Genomic DNA, 15,075 nt, shown 5'->3' on the forward strand with positions numbered 1-15,075 from the left:
CGGTGATGTCGTGCGTCCTACTCCCATGGAAAAAGCACCCCGTAAATACGTCCGCAAAAAAAAGGCTGTCCCTGCTTTGCTGTCAGACAGCGGCCTGAGTCTGACAGAACTGAAAACCCGCAGTATGCAGGCTCTGATGGAGCTGGCCGAACAATACGAGATCGAAAATGCCAGTTCCATGCGCAAGCAGGAGTTGATTTTCGCCTTGCTGCAGGCCTGTGCCTCCCAGAACGGGGCCATCTACGGGGACGGCGTTCTGGAGATACTCCCCGATGGTTTTGGCTTCCTGCGTTCTCCCTTGTGCAGCTATATGCCGGGGCCGGATGACATCTATGTTTCCCCCTCCCAGATCCGTCGTTTTGCCCTGCGCAAGGGAGATATCGTTTCCGGGCAGATCCGGCCTCCAAAAGAAGGGGAACGCTACTTTGCCCTGCTCAAAGTGACCGAGATCGGCTTTGAACCGCCGGAAAATGCCAAGAACCTCGTCCTGTTCGACAACCTGACGCCCATCTATCCCGATCACCAGCTGATCATGGAAAATGGCGAGAAAAACCTCTCCAACCGCGTCATCGACATCATGGCGCCCATCGGCTGCGGACAGCGCGGCCTCATCGTCGCCCCTCCCCGCACCGGCAAGACGGTCCTGCTCCAGTCCCTGGCCAATGCCATCAATGCCAACAATCCCGACGTCTATCTAATCGTCCTGCTCATCGACGAACGCCCTGAAGAAGTCACCGATATGGAACGCACGGTGAAAAAGGCGGAAGTCATCAGCTCCACGTTCGACGAGCCGCCGCAGCGCCATGTGCAGGTCTGCGAGATGGTGCTGGAAAAAGCCAAGCGTTTGGTAGAGCGCAAGCGGGACGTGGTCATCCTCATGGACTCCATCACCCGTCTGGGCCGCGCCTACAACGCGGTGACCCCCTCCTCGGGCCGCGTCCTTTCCGGTGGTCTGGATGCCAATGCCCTGCAGCGCCCCAAGCGTATTTTTGGTGCGGCGCGCAATATCGAAGAAGGCGGCAGCCTGACCATCATCGCCACAGCGCTCATCGACACCGGTTCCCGCATGGATGAAGTCATCTTTGAAGAATTCAAGGGCACCGGCAATATGGAAATCTATCTGGACCGCCATCTGGCGGAAAAGCGCATCTTCCCCGCCATCGACATCAACCGCACCGGCACCCGCAAGGAAGACCTGCTGCTGTCCGATGATATCCTCAACCGCGTCTGGATACTGCGCAAGATCCTGGCGCCCATGTCCCCCATCGACAGCATGGAATTCCTGCTGGACAAGATGCGCGGCACCAAATCCAACAAGGATTTCATGGACGCCATGGGCAAGTAGCCCTTTCGTTCCATCCGCGCAAGTTTTTGCCCAAGGGCGCCCTTCTCCGGGCGCCTTTTTTCTTGTCCTGCGCCGTGTTCGCCGCATCATGCACGGTACGGTATGGCAGCCTTACTGCCGGACACAGGCCATAAAAAAGGGCCCCAACAAGGGAGCCCGGAAGCATCTGAGCAGGAAGTCGGAACTAGGCCAGCTTTTTCACCGCGTCCAGTACCGCGTCATAATCGGGTTCATGGGTCACTTCGGGCACCAGCTGGCTGTAGGCCAGGGTCCCGTCGGGAGCCACCACGAAAATGGCACGGGCCAGCAGGCGCAGTTCCTGGATCAGCACGCCGTAATTCTTGCCAAAGTCCACATCCTTGTAGTCGGACAGGCTTTCCACGGCCTGCACACCGGCAGCGCCGCACCAGCGGGCTTGGGCAAATGGCAGGTCGCAGCTCAGAGCCAGAATCTGTACTTTGTCGGAGAGGGCGGCGGCTTCCTTGTTGAAGCGGCGTACTTCCATGTCGCACACAGGGGTATCCAGAGACGGCACGCTCACCAAGACCACGATCTTGCCTGCGTAATCTTTCAGGCTGCGGGGTTCGAGACCGTTGTTGCAAACAGTGAATTCTGGGGCTTTCTGCCCCACAACGGGCATGCTGCCTTCGAGATGGAGGGGATTGCCCATGAAGGTGACGGTATTCATAAAAAGCTCCTTGCAGCTTTTGCGTTCAAGATGTCTTTCCCTAGCAGGTGAGCTGCCAGCTGTCAAGAATATTTCCTAATTAACAGTATCCCATACCAGCGCGGCCCACTCGCCGTCCACGATACAAAGAGGCTTGGGCAATCCCTGGGCCATGTAGGCGGCGGTCACGCCTTCGGCCTGGATCTCCAGCAGACCGGACAGGACCAGGCAGCCGCCGGGGCGGCAGGCACGCACGATATCAGCTGCCATTTCCGTCAACGGCCGGGCCAGAATATTGGCCAGCACCAAATCGAAGGTCTTGCCGGCCACGGCGCCGATGCTGCCTTCCGCCACGCTGAAAGCCTCAGGAGCGATCCCGTTGAGCGCGCGGTTTTCCAGGGCATTGTCAACGGCCAGAGGGTCGATATCCAGCCCTTCGCCAGTAAGGCCGAACTTGCAGCAGCCGATGCCCAGCACCCCCGAGCCGGTACCGAGATCCAGAAAGTGCTGCCCTTTTTGCAGGCGGCCGGCTTCCAGCAGATCGCTGACCACGCGCAGGCAAAGGGCCGTCGTGGCATGGTGGCCGGTACCGAAAGCGCTCTTGGGTTCGATGAGGATGGCCGTCCTGCCTGGGAAATCGGGCGTATCCGCCAGCCAGGGCGGCAGGACCACAAAACGGTCGCCGCAGCATACAGGCGTGAAGAACTGCCGCCAGGCCGCCAGCCAGTCGGTTTTTTCCAGCTCGGAAAGTTCCGTTGCCGTCGCCTGGACCGACTGTTTCAGGATCTGCTGCAGCCGTTCCAGAAAATCTTTTTGCTCGCAGTGGATCCGGAAACGTGTCTCGCCGGTAGGCAGGCTCTGCTCTTCCCAGCCAAAGGGCACTTCCAGTGCCAGCAGACCGGTGATGCAATCATACTCGCTTTCCGCAGCAATACATTCAAGGCGATGGATGGTTTTCATGCCTTCTGCCTAGCCCGCGCACAGGCCCCTGTCAAGGCGGCATATTGCCTTGCGGCGCAAATGCCTGTATGACTTTCCGGCACCGGCCGGGCATCCGGCCTTTTTCACGAGCGCGTCCCGAAAGGGCGCCTCCTTTTTTCAGTTTTTCGGCTTTTCTTGGCGTTGCCCGGCAAAGAGATTGCCGGCCTTACAGGCCCTGCCCGGAGGACGCGCGGGAAGCCGGACGGGAGACGACGATGCTGGACAAGATCCTTGCGGACATCCGCAAGACCTTTGATGTGGATTTTGTGCCCCTGCAGCTGGATGGCGCCGAACTGCAAGTGCTGAACATCACGAACATGCAAAGCCATTTGGACAACCTGCTGGCCCGGCATGCCATCCACGATCCGCTGAAGGACCTGCCCCTGTGGGCCAAGGTCTGGCCCGGCTCCTTTGTCCTGGGACGCTTTTTGCGCAAGCTGGAGCCCGAAGGCAAGACCATGCTGGAACTGGGCGGCGGCTGTGGCATCCTCAGCCTGGTGGCCTCCCGTTACGGCTTCCGGCGCATCGTGACCAGCGACATCGTCAATGACGCCCTGCAGTTCACCCGTGCCAACGTGCTGCGCAACGGCCTGCAGGACCTGATCGACGTCTGTTATCTCGATGTCTCCCGCCCCGGCAAGGACGAGCGTTTTCCCGAGGGCTTCGACCTGATCGTGGCCTCGGAGCTCCTCTATCTTGATGATCTGCACCGGCCGCTGCTGAAATTCGTGGACCGTCATCTGGCTCCAGGCGGCAAGGCCGTGTTCTGCACGGACATGGCCCGGGCCAAGCCGCATTTTGCCAAACTGGCCGCCAAGACCTTTCAGGTGCAGGAGGGGCATATCGGTGTCAAGAGCCAGGATGCCGACGGACAGGAACAACGCCGCATCTACGCCCTGCATATCCTGGAGCGCAAGCAGTAACCATGAGCACCCTTCCCGTCATCCATCTGCGATCCTGCCCCAAGGGCTATACCCTGGATCTGGACAAGGCCATCTCTCCTGAAGAAACCTACGCCCGGGTACAGGCCCGCATGAAGGCCGCCGGTCTGGATATCCTCTCCGAAGTACGCCGCGTGGACGTGGGCCGTCTGGGCATCCCGGTCTATCTCAGCGTTTGCGGCAAGGACGCCCGCGGCATCATGCCCACCCGCAAGCAGATGGGCAAGGGATCTTCGCCGGAGCAGGCCCGGGCCTCCGCCCTGATGGAGCTGATGGAGCGCTTTGCCTTTTTCAGCTTCTGGCAGCGCCTGCCGCACATGGTCTGCGCCACCTGGGCCGAAGCCGAGGCGCGCTTCGGCACGGATCTGCTGCCCATCGAGGAGATCTGCCGCTCTGTGGACGACAGCCTGTCCCCGCAGCAGGCCCGCGAAGTCATGAGCACCTTGCGCTGGCACTTTTTCCCGGCCACCCATCTGGTCGACGGACGCACGGTCTGGCTGCCGCTGGACTGGTTCAAGCTGCTGGGGGAATTCAACGGCACCTCCGCAGGCAACAGCCCGGAGGAATCCCTGCTGCAGGGCCTTTCCGAACTGGTGGAGCGCCACGTGTGCTGCCATATCGACCGGGAACGCCTGACCACGCCCACCATCGATCCGCGCGACGTGGACGATCCCACTCTGCGCGACCTGCTGACGGCCTTTGAGCGGGAAGGCATCCGCATCGTGCTCAAGGACTTTTCGCTGGGCATGCCCCTGCCCACGGTGGGCGCGGTGGCCTGGGACCCTGCCTCGTTCCCGGCCCATTCCGAGATCGTCTTCACGGCGGGCACGGCGGCCTCTCCCGCCAAGGCGGCCATACGCGCCGTCACGGAAGTGGCCCAGCTGGGCGGCGATTTCTGCACGCAGGCTTGCTATGAGGCCTCCGGCCTGTCCAAATTCGAGCAACTGGATGATATCCGATGGCTGCTGGAGGGCTCCCTGTGCCGTCTGGACGCATTGCCCAGCGTGGAGGCGCCCGACATCCGCGACGAATTGCTCTGCGCCCTGCGCCGTCTGGAGCCGGTGCAGGTCTACGCCGTGGAGACCACCCACCCCGCCCTGCAGGTGCCTGCCCATTACTGCATCGCGCCGGGCCTTTCCTTCCGGGAGCGCGACCGCAACCAGAGCATCGGCCTGTTCGTGGGCCGCAAGCTGTCCGAAGAAGCCGATGAAGAGACCGCCCTGAACGGTTTTGCCGTGCTGGAGCGCTGCTATCCCGGTGCCCACTTCCTGCCGTTCTTCCGGGCCATGCTGGCCCTGCGTGCCGACCGTCTGGACGAAGCGCGCGCTCTTTTTGCCCAGGCCCGTCCCCTGCAGCCGGGAAATGATGCCCGGGGGCTGGCAGCCTTCTATGAGGGCTATGCGGCCACACTGACCCATGATTGGGAAGCGGCCCTGCCCCCCCTGCGCGACGCCGTGGCTCTGTGCCCGGAAATGAAGGAATACGGCAACCTGCTGGGCGTCTGCCTGTTCCGGCTTAAGCGCTATGAGGACGCGGCGGCAGCCTTCCGGGCCGTGCTCAAGGTGGACAAGGGATCGGTGATGGATCTGGCCAATCTGGGCCTGTGCGAGAAGTTCCTGGGCCAGAAAGATGCCGCCATGGAGCATCTGGCCGCCGCGCTGGAAGTGGATCCTACGCTGGACTTTGCCCGTACCCACCTGGAAGAACTTAAAGTATCTCTTTAATACTATCCCTGCAGCAAGGGAGCGGATCGCGCGTCTGCTCCCTTGTATTTTGTCCGGCGCAGCCCAGGATGCTTTCCCCTCCCCGGCGCAGCGGCCCGCTGCGTATCAGCGAGAAGCGCCTTTACAAGCCCGGCGACGGCGCGTACACCTGCTGTTCCGATATGATCTTTACCGAGGTAGCCATGACCCGATTCCTTTTGCTGCTCTGCGCGGCGTTCCTTCTGGCCGGTTGCGGTGCCAAAGGCGTGACCGTGGTGGACGAGGCCGGCTTTGTGACCATGAGCCAGCGTATGACCAAGGAAATGCAGGCGCGCGGTCTGCTCACGGACAATGCCAGCTATATTTCCCTGCCCGGCGGCGGGGGCGAGCAATACGGCGAGATCCTGTTCCGCCAGCTCGCCCCGGACTTCCTCTTCAACGACAAGGGGCATGTCTACCTGGGCAGCACCTTTGCCGCCACGCGCACACCATCCAGCCATGCCACGGTGCGCAAGACCGGCTTCACCATCGTCCACCCCACCCAGACCGTGAACCTGTCCATGCTGGGCATCGTGGACTGGAACGGCGACGACAAGGACGAATGGGTGATCGCCTGCGAAGTACGCCCGCATCTGGGCTCCGAAAGCCGCACCTACTATGTGCTGGTACCGCCGCCGCTGCGCAAGGGCGAGCCCCTGCAGGGCACCATCGCCGCGGTCTACGAATGCTACGGCCTGGCCTGCAGTCTTTCGGTACGGGACAGCCGCGTCATTCCCCGCGTGGGCGAAGACGCTCTGCCGCCCACCGATGTGCACGACGCCCTGCCCGGTACGGAGACCGTGACCGAACCGCCCAAAGCGGGCAACGCCTCCGGCTCCGGCCTGCAGGAACGCTCGCTGTAGCCAAGCCTCAGTATAAGCCAGTAAGAGACGCGGAAAGGGAGGCTTTTGAGCCTCCCTTTCCGTGTCAAGTGTGTGCCGCCTTGCAATGGCCGTCCGACAGCCGTATCAAGGCTTATCCCGCGCGTTCTTCCGCAATCAGCCTATACCATTCTCAACGGATGCAGCAGTGATTTCGGTGCGTTCACTGCCTTACCGCAAAAACAGAATATTCCTTTTTTCGCTTGCTGGCGGCATGTCGGGCAGGACGAGCCGTGTGCCATCCCATGCGCAATCTTGAGGAAATCCCACCCCGGCATTTCCTTCACTCAATATCCGGGCCAGCGGCCTGAATGATCCGCCTTTCAGCAGGAACGGATGACCATGCTCCGGCGCTGCTGCCATTCGGGTAGCTTCCACGGCCTCACGTCTTTCGGACACAAAACAGTTGTGCCACGCCGAAGGCTGGTCTACCATGCGGCAAATCTTTTCAGGAGGGCCAGATGAGCCATCAGCACAGCCATCCGCAAAGCATGGCGGGAAAGAATTTTGCCAATGCCCAGCTTGCCGGCAAGGACTTTCGGGGCGTCGATCTGCGGGGCGCCAATTTTGCCGGGGCCGACCTGCGGAACGCCAACCTGGAGCTGGCCGACCTGGCCGGAGCCAATCTCGTCAATGCCGAACTGGCAAAGGCGAACCTGGCCTGGGCCACGCTGGCGGGGGCCAGCCTCAATGATGCTGACCTGAGCGGTGCCTGCCTGCGCGAAGCCAGACTGAACGGGGCCATACTGGAAAACGCCATTCTGGATGATGCCGACCTGGGCAGTGCCAGCCTGCGGGGCGCGGATCTGAGCGGCGCAAGCTTGAAGGATGCCTGTCTGGATGGAGCATGGCTGGAAGGCGTGACGGGCCTGAACAGCTGACAGATGGCCATCCCTTGGCACATGCAAGCGGGCTGCGCTGTCTTGCCGCTACAGCCCGCTCCAGTGCGCGTTGATACAACCTCTATAGTTTATGTCAAATAAATAGAGAGGATCGGCTATGCATACCCAGTGAAGAATGCTTGCCGATGCTCCCACGCTCATGTGAAAAAGCGCGCGGGGAAAAGGATGGGGCCTTGGGGGAGGGGAACCGCTCTCGTGCGCGAGGCGTTCCCCTTCCCCCAAGCAAGCTGGGGAACCGCTCTCGTGCGCGAGGCGTTCCCCTTCCCCCAAGCAAGCTGCGGATAGTGGCAACACATCCTGAGAGGATGCAGGGACTCCTTTCTTCTGCCGGAAAGGGGGCGCACATGGAGGCCGCTCATTTATAGCGGTCCCTTCCGCTGACCTGCAGGAAAGGGGCCGGAACTGCCACGGCTGTATTCAGATGTTCCTGCCCAGTTCGCGGGCAGCGTCCAGAGCCGCAGGCGTCCGCCGCACATCTCCGGCTTCCGTGACGCCCAGCGCCCGCACGCTGCCGCGCAGCCGCACCTTCTCAAAACAGGAGACCCAGCCTTCCAGCGCCGTTATGGAGCCGTCCACAGCGCTTTCGGCCGTATCAGCGGCACTGGCCAGCAGGTAGATGTCGCGCATGGCATATTCGCTTGCGAACAGGGGATTGGTGCGGTCCAGCAGTGTTTTCAACTGGCCGCACAGTGAATAAAAATACACTGGCCCGGCAAAGGCGATCACCTCCGTCCGCTGCATGCGCGGCAGGATTGCATCCATATCATCCCGAAGGACGCACTGCTGCGTTTTCTGGCAGCCCAGACAACCTTTGCAAAAACCTATCTTCTTCTCGCGCAGACTGATCTTGGCCACATCGTGCCCGGCCTCCTGCGCGCCCTGCATGAAGGCGTCCGCCAGCAGATCGGAATTGCCGCCCCTGCGGGGGCTGGCGGAAATGACAAGGACATTCTTCGAGTTCATAAACCATTCTCCTTTGGCCCCTCTTCCCTTTTGTGGAAGGCTGACAGCCGTAATGCGTGTTACGGCCGCGTACAGACAAATCGTCCGCCTGATCTGGACAGACATCAATGCTTTTTCCGTCCGGCAGCAGCAATGCCAGCAGGCGGAAAGCGGAACACTGCGCCGGGACTCGCCAGAACCCGCAGCCTTTGATGAGAAAAAAGCCCCGTTGCAGGGGCTTGTGTTTTTTCGGGGGCAGACCAGCAAGGATGACGGCCCCTTATGCCTTGTCCAGCTTGTTGCGTACCTGACGGCACAGGCCCATGAGGGCATCATATTCATGACGACGCACCTGCGCCCGGGCCAGCAGACGACGCCACGGCATCAGGAAGTAGTCGGGATTGTCGCCGTGCAAACAGTCCAGCCGCAACAGCATGTCCTTGAGATTGTCCAGCAGGCGCTCGTATTCGGCGGAGGAGATGACGCGGCCGGAACCGCCCTCCCCTGCCATCGTTTCTTCCTTGCGCGGCGCATGCTGCCGGGCCCGCACGGCCTTAGCGCACTCATAGAGCAGGAGCAGGACAGACTGCGCCAGATTGAGCGAACTGGCCTCGGGACTGGTGGGGATGGTCACCAGCCGCTGGCAGTGCTGGATGGCGTCATTGTCCAGACCGCGATCTTCGGGGCCGAACACGATGGCCACCCTCTCTCCCCGCTCCAGAGTCCGGGCCACCTCGGACGCCGCCTGCTCAGGAGACAGCAGGGAACGCCGCCAGCCGCCGGTCCGGGCCGTCGTCCCGATCACCAGGGAGCAGTCGGCCACGGCGGACGGGATGTCCGGCATGACCTGCACGGCATCCAGCACGCCCTGCCCCTTGGGCGTCGCCAGCGGGCGGGCCTTTTCCCTGTCCCAGCGCTCCGGTTCCACCAGGCGAATGCTGCGGCTGCCCATGTTGACGCAGGCACGGGCCGCCATACCGATATTTTCGGGAAAGCGCGTCTGGACCAGAATCACCTGTAACAAATCCAATGTCATGCTCACCTCAGCACAGCCAGTTGCCTAGCAGGAGCACCATCTGGCCCGGTTCCGCCGGCACGGTGTGCGGCGGAGGGACCGGGGGCAGCGACGGCGGCATGGGCAGGGTATCCGGCCAGATGCGGCGGGCAGTCAGCACCACCATGGCGCTGCCCGTCCCCAGCTTGCACACGGTGCCCAGGAATCGCCCCATCATGGTGCCGAACGCCGCATCGAAGGCTTCTTTGCTCGGACGGCCGCGCAGCAGTTCCATGACCAGACAGCCCAGCCAGGCGCCGACCAGGGCGCCGATCAGGGCCCCCAGACCGAAGAACAGCGGCGCCAGGAAAATGGCTCCGGCAATGGCTCCCACCATACCGGCCACCGTACCGGAGGTGCTGGAGCCATGACGTTTGGCGTTCAGGATCTGCACGCCCATTTCCAGCACCTCACCCAAGACGGCCAGGCCCAGGAACATGATCCAGAACCAGACATCCAGAGCACCGGCGGCCGGATGCAGGAAGGCCCACAGGGCGACCAGCACCACCACCAGCCAGTTGGCCGGCAGCCCCAGGATATTGAGCAGCAGGATCAGCCCCAGCAGGACGATGAAGACATAAGCCAAGCTGAATGATGCCAGCGCGATCAGACCTTCCATGGATCACTTCTTGACGCGATTGTCGTACACACGCACGGCCTTGCCTTCGCTGCTGGGCAGGCTGTTGCTCTGCACCAGCTCCACGCGCGGCGTCACCAGGATCTCGTCACGCAGCCGCTGGGCAATGGTCTTCTGCAGGCCCTGCAGGCAGCGCATGTCTTCCACAAAGTATTCGTCGCGGATCTCCACCTGGACGCGCATGACGTCGCCGACGCCGTCGTTCTCCAGCAGGATGCAGTAGTTCTGCCCCACTTCGGGGAAGGTCATGATGACCTGCTCGATCTGCATGGGATAGACGTTGACGCCCTTGATGATGAACATGTCGTCCGCGCGTCCCAGGATGCGGTCGATGCGGCGGTGCCGGCGACCGCACGAGCATTCGCCGGGGATGAAACGGGTCAGGTCGCGGGTGCGGTAACGCAGGATGGGCATGCCCTGGCGGCAAAGACAGGTCATGACCAGTTCGCCTATCTCGCCATCCGGCACAGGCTCGCCGGTCTTGGGATCGACGATCTCCGGCAGGTAGGCGTCTTCCCAGACATGCAGACCGCTCTGGGCCTGACATTCAAAAGCTACGCCCGGGCCGTTCATTTCAGAAAGGCCGTAGGAGTTGTAGGCCTTCATATCGAACAGCTCCTCGATACGGCGGCGGAATTCCACCGTGTACGGTTCAGCGCCCACCACGGCGATCCGCAGGGGGAACTGGCGCGGATCCTCGCCCATATTGCGCAGATGCTCCCCAAGGATGAGCGCATAGGACGGCAGGATATGGGCGACCGTGGTCCCGAAGTCCCTGGCCAGCTTGATTTGGCGCCGGGAATTGCCCGGACCGGCGGGGATGGTCATGCAGCCCAGGCGTTCGGCGCCAAAATGGATGCCCAGACCGCCGGTGAACAGGCCGTAACCGGACATGTTCTGAAAGACGTCCTCACGCCGCACACCCACCATGTACAAGCAGCGGGCCATCAGGTCAGCCCAGCAGTTGATATCGTTCTGCGTGTGGCAGATGGCCACAGGGCTGCCCGTGGTGCCGCTGGAACAATGCATGCGCACGATCTCGCTGCGCGGTACGCACAGCAGGCCCGTAGGATACTGATCCCGCAGATCCTGTTTGGTCGTAAAGGGGATGCGCCGGATGTCGTCCAGCGAGGTAATGCTCTCGGGGCCGACTCCGGCCTCGTCCAGACGGCGACGGTAAAACGCATTCTTGCGCACATGGGCCACCGTCGCCTTGAGGCGCGTCAGCTGGGTATGTTCGATCTGGTCCCTGCTCCACAATTCCGCTGCATCGAAAACTTCCATGTTACAACCTTGTTTCTGCTTGTATGTCTTACAAACGCCCGTCGGCTTCGTCCCTGTGCGCCCATCCCCAAAGCAGGCCAAAACAGCCCGCCAGCATCATATCGCCATACGGTGCCAGGAACTGGCCCTGCCCCTGCAGGAATTCCCGCTTGGGCCCGAGGATATAGGTAGGCATGTATCCGCCCGCTTCTTCGCAGTACGGACCGAACGCCGTTCCGTGGCCTCCGTGGGCCAGCACTTCCTCGCACGGCAGCCAGGAACGCCGGAACTGCTCCAGATCCTCCAGGTATTCCTGCAGGGTGCGCATCCCTGTATGGTGCTCATAAATGCCCCTCACCCTGCCCTGATAGACCAGGGCGGCGACGGTATGGCTGTTCCCCACATTGATGATGGTGATCCCTTCACGCCAGCTGCGCCGCATCACTTCCGGGACGCACAGGGCCCCCAGCAGGGCGCAGGTGCCGGTATCCGCCACCGGCCCGCCCGTTCTCCGCTGCAAGGCAGCCAGACGGGTACACGCCGCCGGAGGTTGTGCGTATATCCAGCGCGCCGGCAAGGAAGAAGACTGCAACAGGGCCGTCCAGGCCTGCATGCGTCCCAGACGGTTGCCGTGGACGTGAAAGCCGTGATCCTGGCAGCCGGCCAGGACAAGATGCGGTAACGGCAGCCCCGCCTGGCGCAACAAGCCAGCAAAAAATTCGGGCGCATAATCCGACAGGGGCACAGGTACGGCCCCGGCAGGACACTGTTCCGCGGTCTGCACGCCCATGCTGCGGACGACGTCGGGATTGTCATGCAAGGCTGCGGCAGCACTGGCCGTACTGTACACAGCCAGACCGGCCTTGATGTGGTCGCGCACGGCAAGGCCGAAACCGCCGCCGATATTCTCGCCGTACAGCCAGACCGCCTGCTTGAGCAGGGTCAGCTCGCGTATGCGCTGCGCGACCAGCCGGGCCGGCGAAGGCAGGACGAAACGCGGCCAGTTGTGGACTTCGAGCCCGGGGCGGGCCAGCAGCACATCCTGCGTACCACTGCCGATATCGACACAAAGAACAGGGCCTGTTTTTTGCAAAAAAGAACGAACATCGTCATCCATGGGGATTCTCCGGACAAAGCGATGGCAGTGCTTGCCGTTTCTTGGTGTACCGGTTAGCTCTGCCCAACGCAAGCCCCATCGACTAAGCAGCAGGATGCAAAAATTTTCCTGAATTGTAAAAAAGTTCTTGCCAAGCCAGGCGCTTTTCTGTATCACTCCCCTTGTGCCGAGGTGGTGGAATTGGTAGACACGCTATCTTGAGGTGGTAGTGGCAACCGCCGTGCGGGTTCGATTCCCGCCCTCGGCACCAGCAAGACATCAAGGGTTGTGGCAAGTAGCCGCAACCCTTTCTTTTTTTTGTTGTTTCGAGCAGCGCAGCAAGCCCAGCCTGTTCCCTGTTTTTCCTGCTTTCACGAATTTGGGTCAAACAGGTGGTACAAAGGTGCCTCAAATGCCATCCGCTGCCACGTCTTCTCCTCCCCCGCACAGCGCTTGCCACTCCCGCCCAACAACTCGCCGTTCCGGCCAGCATCTTCTTTGCGTGTCGTGTTTCCTGTTCCATGGATTTGGTTCCAGGGAGCATGCCGTAAAATATAAAGTGGTACTTTAAAAATCATCATTATGTGTTCACCAACCATGCCCGAGCAAAGGTGATCCCCACCCGCAACCTTGACAGGTTCTTGCCCCCCTGCTCATTATACAAATTCGATGGGAGGTATGCGTATGAAAAGATGCCGTTGCTCCGACCGGTACTGTTTTCTCACTGTTGTCCTGCCCGTATCGCTCCTCCTCTTTTTCTCTTTTCCCGATATGTCACACGCCGACGATTCCCCCACACCCACCCAGGGCTTTATCATGGACTTGGTGCCGCTCCTTGGCAACAACGGGCGAATCAAGGCCATTGCGCCGGGATGCCGGGCTGTTACCGGTTTTCTGGATGGTGGCCCCTTTGTCTGGAGCCGTGACTTCGGCCTGATCCGCCTCGCCCCCCCGAAAGAACATTTCGGCATGGGGGATTTCCTCAGCGATGACGGACGCGCCATGCTGGGGTTCGTGTCCATCAATGATGCCATCCATCCTGCTCCGTACAGCCAGACCTGGGCACGCCCCGGGTTCATCTGGCGCTATGGTGAGCCCCTGCAGTACATGTCCAGGCATGGCATCATAGATGTCGAATGGTACGGCATGTCGGCGGACGGCAAGGTCGCCCTGGGCTACGGAAGACCCCGCTCTACCCCACAGGGCACAAAAGGCAAGGATGCTGAAAACCTGGAATTGACGCCTCACTACAACCACTGGTTCTCCATCAGGAATAAAAAACAGTTCCGCATGCTGGACAAAATCGTCAGACCTATCGCCAGCCCGTACTACAGGCTTCTGAGCCGCGACGGCAAAAAGCTGCTGCAAAAGCGGCACGACAACAGCGTCCAGATCGTAGATCTGATGACCGGAGTACAGCGCCCGCTGACATTTGGCGGTGTGCTGCCCCACGCCTACGCGGATCGGACCAAGGAGGGAAAAAACATACTGCGGGCGGGCGATCCGCAAAATCCCCTGTTCCGTTGGGGAAGATGGCCTGGCTTCAGTCGCAGCCGCCTCCTCACGGATGCCGAACTGAAAGATGTTGCACGGAACAGCCCCATGTTTGCGGACTGGATTCTTGATGATTTCTTTTGTTCCATCCCCAGCTTTGACGGGCGCTTCATCCTGTGTGCGCTCTATCTGAAGCAAGTGCCCAAGAATCCCGCCCGTCTCTTCCTCCTGGAGTCCAAGACCCTGACCGTTCTTGCCCGGCTGGATGCCCAGGGGAACGATATCCCCATCGACGATGGCCCTGCGCTGATGGGGATGGATATCAGCGATGACGGCAAGACCATCCTCTATGAAAGGGAGGCTGAGATCTGGATCTGGAATGAGGATTTCGTCCTGCCCCATGACACGCTTCCCCGCTCCATGCCGCTCGCGCGCTATCTGGAACACTTCGGCCTGTACCTGCCCCCGGAACGCACCATCAAGGCGGCGGTCATGAGCCCGGACGGGCAATGTTTTTTCGGCGAGCTCGCCCTGTTTGGCGACGAGCAATTCCCCTACAGGCAGTTCCTTGCCTGCACCAACGGGAACGCCTCCCGGCCCCACTGGAAGCGGAACAAAAAGGAAAGGACAAATCATGGAGACCCGTCTGCGCGATAGGATGAAGGACTCCCTGCACAAAGGTGACCATTTCCATCTTGTTTCCGAAGCGGATGCTTCCCTGTAGAGGCATCCCCCAAAATCATGCAGACAGTATTCTTTGAAAATATTTTGCCCGAGGCAGACCCGTCTCAACAGCGAGGACATTGACATGTACCGACGGCCCGTGCAGCAGGTTGCAACTTCGTCTTCGTCATTCGGCTTGCTGCCAAATCCGGTGACTGATTTTTGAAAGCCCGTTGCTGCGTTGACCGTTGAGCATCCTTGCAATGGCTGCTCCAGATGGCCGTAACAGGATACCGTCAAAGCGTGTCAGCATGTTCGTATGGAATCCGACAACAGTTCCTCAGCAAGCTGATTTTCCCGAGTTATTTGCTCCACTATACAACAGGCTGTCTCCCGGATGGCTTCCTCATGCCCTGTCAGGGCAGCAAAAGGAGCGAACTGGGCAGCCCTGTTGGCTCTGGGCATGC

14 protein-coding genes and 1 tRNA gene are annotated in these 15,075 nt (G+C 61.0%); 7 read left to right on the forward strand and 8 right to left on the reverse strand.

Annotated elements, in window-relative coordinates; genetic code table 11:
* Window positions 1-94: 94 nt before the first annotated feature.
* Window positions 95-1,345, forward strand: a complete 1,251-nt coding sequence (gene rho / locus Q1X76_RS00350; RefSeq protein ID WP_300717517.1) for a transcription termination factor Rho — start codon at window positions 95-97, stop codon at window positions 1,343-1,345.
* A 184-nt stretch (window positions 1,346-1,529) separates the two neighbouring features.
* Here rho and tpx read toward each other — a convergent pair whose 3' ends face one another.
* Window positions 1,530-2,033: a thiol peroxidase gene (tpx, locus tag Q1X76_RS00355; protein WP_300717390.1), complete on the reverse strand. Its 504-nt coding sequence runs from the start codon at window positions 2,031-2,033 to the stop codon at window positions 1,530-1,532.
* 75 nt (window positions 2,034-2,108) lie between these two features.
* The gene (locus Q1X76_RS00360) at window positions 2,109-2,972 is read right to left on the reverse strand and encodes a 50S ribosomal protein L11 methyltransferase (protein ID WP_300717391.1); all 864 of its coding nucleotides are present in this window, start codon (window positions 2,970-2,972) and stop codon (window positions 2,109-2,111) included.
* A 236-nt stretch (window positions 2,973-3,208) separates the two neighbouring features.
* Between Q1X76_RS00360 and Q1X76_RS00365 the strand changes: the two genes are divergently transcribed.
* From Q1X76_RS00365 to Q1X76_RS00375, 3 genes are all read left to right on the forward strand, one after another.
* Window positions 3,209-3,916, forward strand: a complete 708-nt coding sequence (locus tag Q1X76_RS00365; protein WP_300717392.1) for a 50S ribosomal protein L11 methyltransferase — start codon at window positions 3,209-3,211, stop codon at window positions 3,914-3,916.
* A gap of 2 nt (window positions 3,917-3,918) precedes the next feature.
* The gene (locus Q1X76_RS00370; RefSeq protein ID WP_300717393.1) at window positions 3,919-5,658 is read left to right on the forward strand and encodes a YcaO-like family protein; all 1,740 of its coding nucleotides are present in this window, start codon (window positions 3,919-3,921) and stop codon (window positions 5,656-5,658) included.
* Window positions 5,659-5,840: 182 nt separating this feature from the next.
* Complete coding sequence (locus Q1X76_RS00375) at window positions 5,841-6,539, forward strand: hypothetical protein (RefSeq protein ID WP_300717394.1); 699 nt, start codon at window positions 5,841-5,843, stop codon at window positions 6,537-6,539.
* Window positions 6,540-6,728: 189 nt separating this feature from the next.
* Here Q1X76_RS00375 and Q1X76_RS00380 read toward each other — a convergent pair whose 3' ends face one another.
* On the reverse strand, window positions 6,729-6,992 hold the full coding sequence (locus tag Q1X76_RS00380) for a hypothetical protein (RefSeq protein WP_300717395.1): 264 nt from the start codon (window positions 6,990-6,992) through the stop codon (window positions 6,729-6,731).
* 26 nt (window positions 6,993-7,018) lie between these two features.
* Here Q1X76_RS00380 and Q1X76_RS00385 point away from each other — a divergent pair, with 26 nt between their 5' ends.
* Window positions 7,019-7,438, forward strand: coding sequence for a pentapeptide repeat-containing protein (locus tag Q1X76_RS00385; protein ID WP_300717396.1), 420 nt, complete (start codon window positions 7,019-7,021; stop codon window positions 7,436-7,438).
* A gap of 438 nt (window positions 7,439-7,876) precedes the next feature.
* Here Q1X76_RS00385 and Q1X76_RS00390 read toward each other — a convergent pair whose 3' ends face one another.
* From Q1X76_RS00390 to Q1X76_RS00410, 5 genes are all read right to left on the reverse strand, one after another.
* Window positions 7,877-8,422 (reverse strand): flavodoxin family protein, encoded by a 546-nt coding sequence (locus Q1X76_RS00390; RefSeq protein WP_300717397.1) that lies wholly within the window; start codon window positions 8,420-8,422, stop codon window positions 7,877-7,879.
* A 259-nt stretch (window positions 8,423-8,681) separates the two neighbouring features.
* Window positions 8,682-9,437, reverse strand: coding sequence for an RNA methyltransferase (locus Q1X76_RS00395; protein ID WP_300717398.1), 756 nt, complete (start codon window positions 9,435-9,437; stop codon window positions 8,682-8,684).
* Between the two features lie 7 nt (window positions 9,438-9,444).
* Complete coding sequence (locus Q1X76_RS00400) at window positions 9,445-10,074, reverse strand: DUF456 domain-containing protein (protein WP_300717399.1); 630 nt, start codon at window positions 10,072-10,074, stop codon at window positions 9,445-9,447.
* Window positions 10,075-10,077: 3 nt separating this feature from the next.
* Complete coding sequence (locus Q1X76_RS00405; RefSeq protein ID WP_300717400.1) at window positions 10,078-11,376, reverse strand: phenylacetate--CoA ligase; 1,299 nt, start codon at window positions 11,374-11,376, stop codon at window positions 10,078-10,080.
* A 28-nt stretch (window positions 11,377-11,404) separates the two neighbouring features.
* Entirely contained in the window at window positions 11,405-12,472 is a 1,068-nt protein-coding gene (locus Q1X76_RS00410) for a DUF1786 domain-containing protein (protein ID WP_300717401.1), read from the reverse strand.
* 165 nt (window positions 12,473-12,637) lie between these two features.
* Here Q1X76_RS00410 and Q1X76_RS00415 point away from each other — a divergent pair.
* Together Q1X76_RS00415 and Q1X76_RS00420 are read left to right on the forward strand one after the other, a co-directional pair.
* Window positions 12,638-12,722 (forward strand) — tRNA-Leu (locus Q1X76_RS00415).
* Between the two features lie 413 nt (window positions 12,723-13,135).
* Window positions 13,136-14,602, forward strand: a complete 1,467-nt coding sequence (locus Q1X76_RS00420; RefSeq protein WP_300717402.1) for a hypothetical protein — start codon at window positions 13,136-13,138, stop codon at window positions 14,600-14,602.
* Window positions 14,603-15,075: the final 473 nt, after the last annotated feature.

The organism is uncultured Desulfovibrio sp., assembly GCF_949282365.1.
Classification (GTDB): domain Bacteria; phylum Desulfobacterota; class Desulfovibrionia; order Desulfovibrionales; family Desulfovibrionaceae; genus Desulfovibrio.

What these genes read in the sequence shown, in the direction of transcription:
- tpx (WP_300717390.1), bottom strand. Translation starts at nt 2,033, where the DNA reads ATGAATACCGTCACCTTCATGGGCAATCCCCTCCATCTCGAAGGCAGC.
- Q1X76_RS00360 (WP_300717391.1), bottom strand. Translation starts at nt 2,972, where the DNA reads ATGAAAACCATCCATCGCCTTGAATGTATTGCTGCGGAAAGCGAGTAT.
- Q1X76_RS00365 (WP_300717392.1), top strand. Translation starts at nt 3,209, where the DNA reads ATGCTGGACAAGATCCTTGCGGACATCCGCAAGACCTTTGATGTGGAT.
- Q1X76_RS00370 (WP_300717393.1), top strand. Translation starts at nt 3,919, where the DNA reads ATGAGCACCCTTCCCGTCATCCATCTGCGATCCTGCCCCAAGGGCTAT.
- Q1X76_RS00375 (WP_300717394.1), top strand. Translation starts at nt 5,841, where the DNA reads ATGACCCGATTCCTTTTGCTGCTCTGCGCGGCGTTCCTTCTGGCCGGT.
- Q1X76_RS00380 (WP_300717395.1), bottom strand. Translation starts at nt 6,992, where the DNA reads ATGGTAGACCAGCCTTCGGCGTGGCACAACTGTTTTGTGTCCGAAAGA.
- Q1X76_RS00385 (WP_300717396.1), top strand. Translation starts at nt 7,019, where the DNA reads ATGAGCCATCAGCACAGCCATCCGCAAAGCATGGCGGGAAAGAATTTT.
- Q1X76_RS00390 (WP_300717397.1), bottom strand. Translation starts at nt 8,422, where the DNA reads ATGAACTCGAAGAATGTCCTTGTCATTTCCGCCAGCCCCCGCAGGGGC.
- Q1X76_RS00395 (WP_300717398.1), bottom strand. Translation starts at nt 9,437, where the DNA reads ATGACATTGGATTTGTTACAGGTGATTCTGGTCCAGACGCGCTTTCCC.
- Q1X76_RS00400 (WP_300717399.1), bottom strand. Translation starts at nt 10,074, where the DNA reads ATGGAAGGTCTGATCGCGCTGGCATCATTCAGCTTGGCTTATGTCTTC.
- Q1X76_RS00405 (WP_300717400.1), bottom strand. Translation starts at nt 11,376, where the DNA reads ATGGAAGTTTTCGATGCAGCGGAATTGTGGAGCAGGGACCAGATCGAA.
- Q1X76_RS00410 (WP_300717401.1), bottom strand. Translation starts at nt 12,472, where the DNA reads ATGGATGACGATGTTCGTTCTTTTTTGCAAAAAACAGGCCCTGTTCTT.
- Q1X76_RS00420 (WP_300717402.1), top strand. Translation starts at nt 13,136, where the DNA reads ATGAAAAGATGCCGTTGCTCCGACCGGTACTGTTTTCTCACTGTTGTC.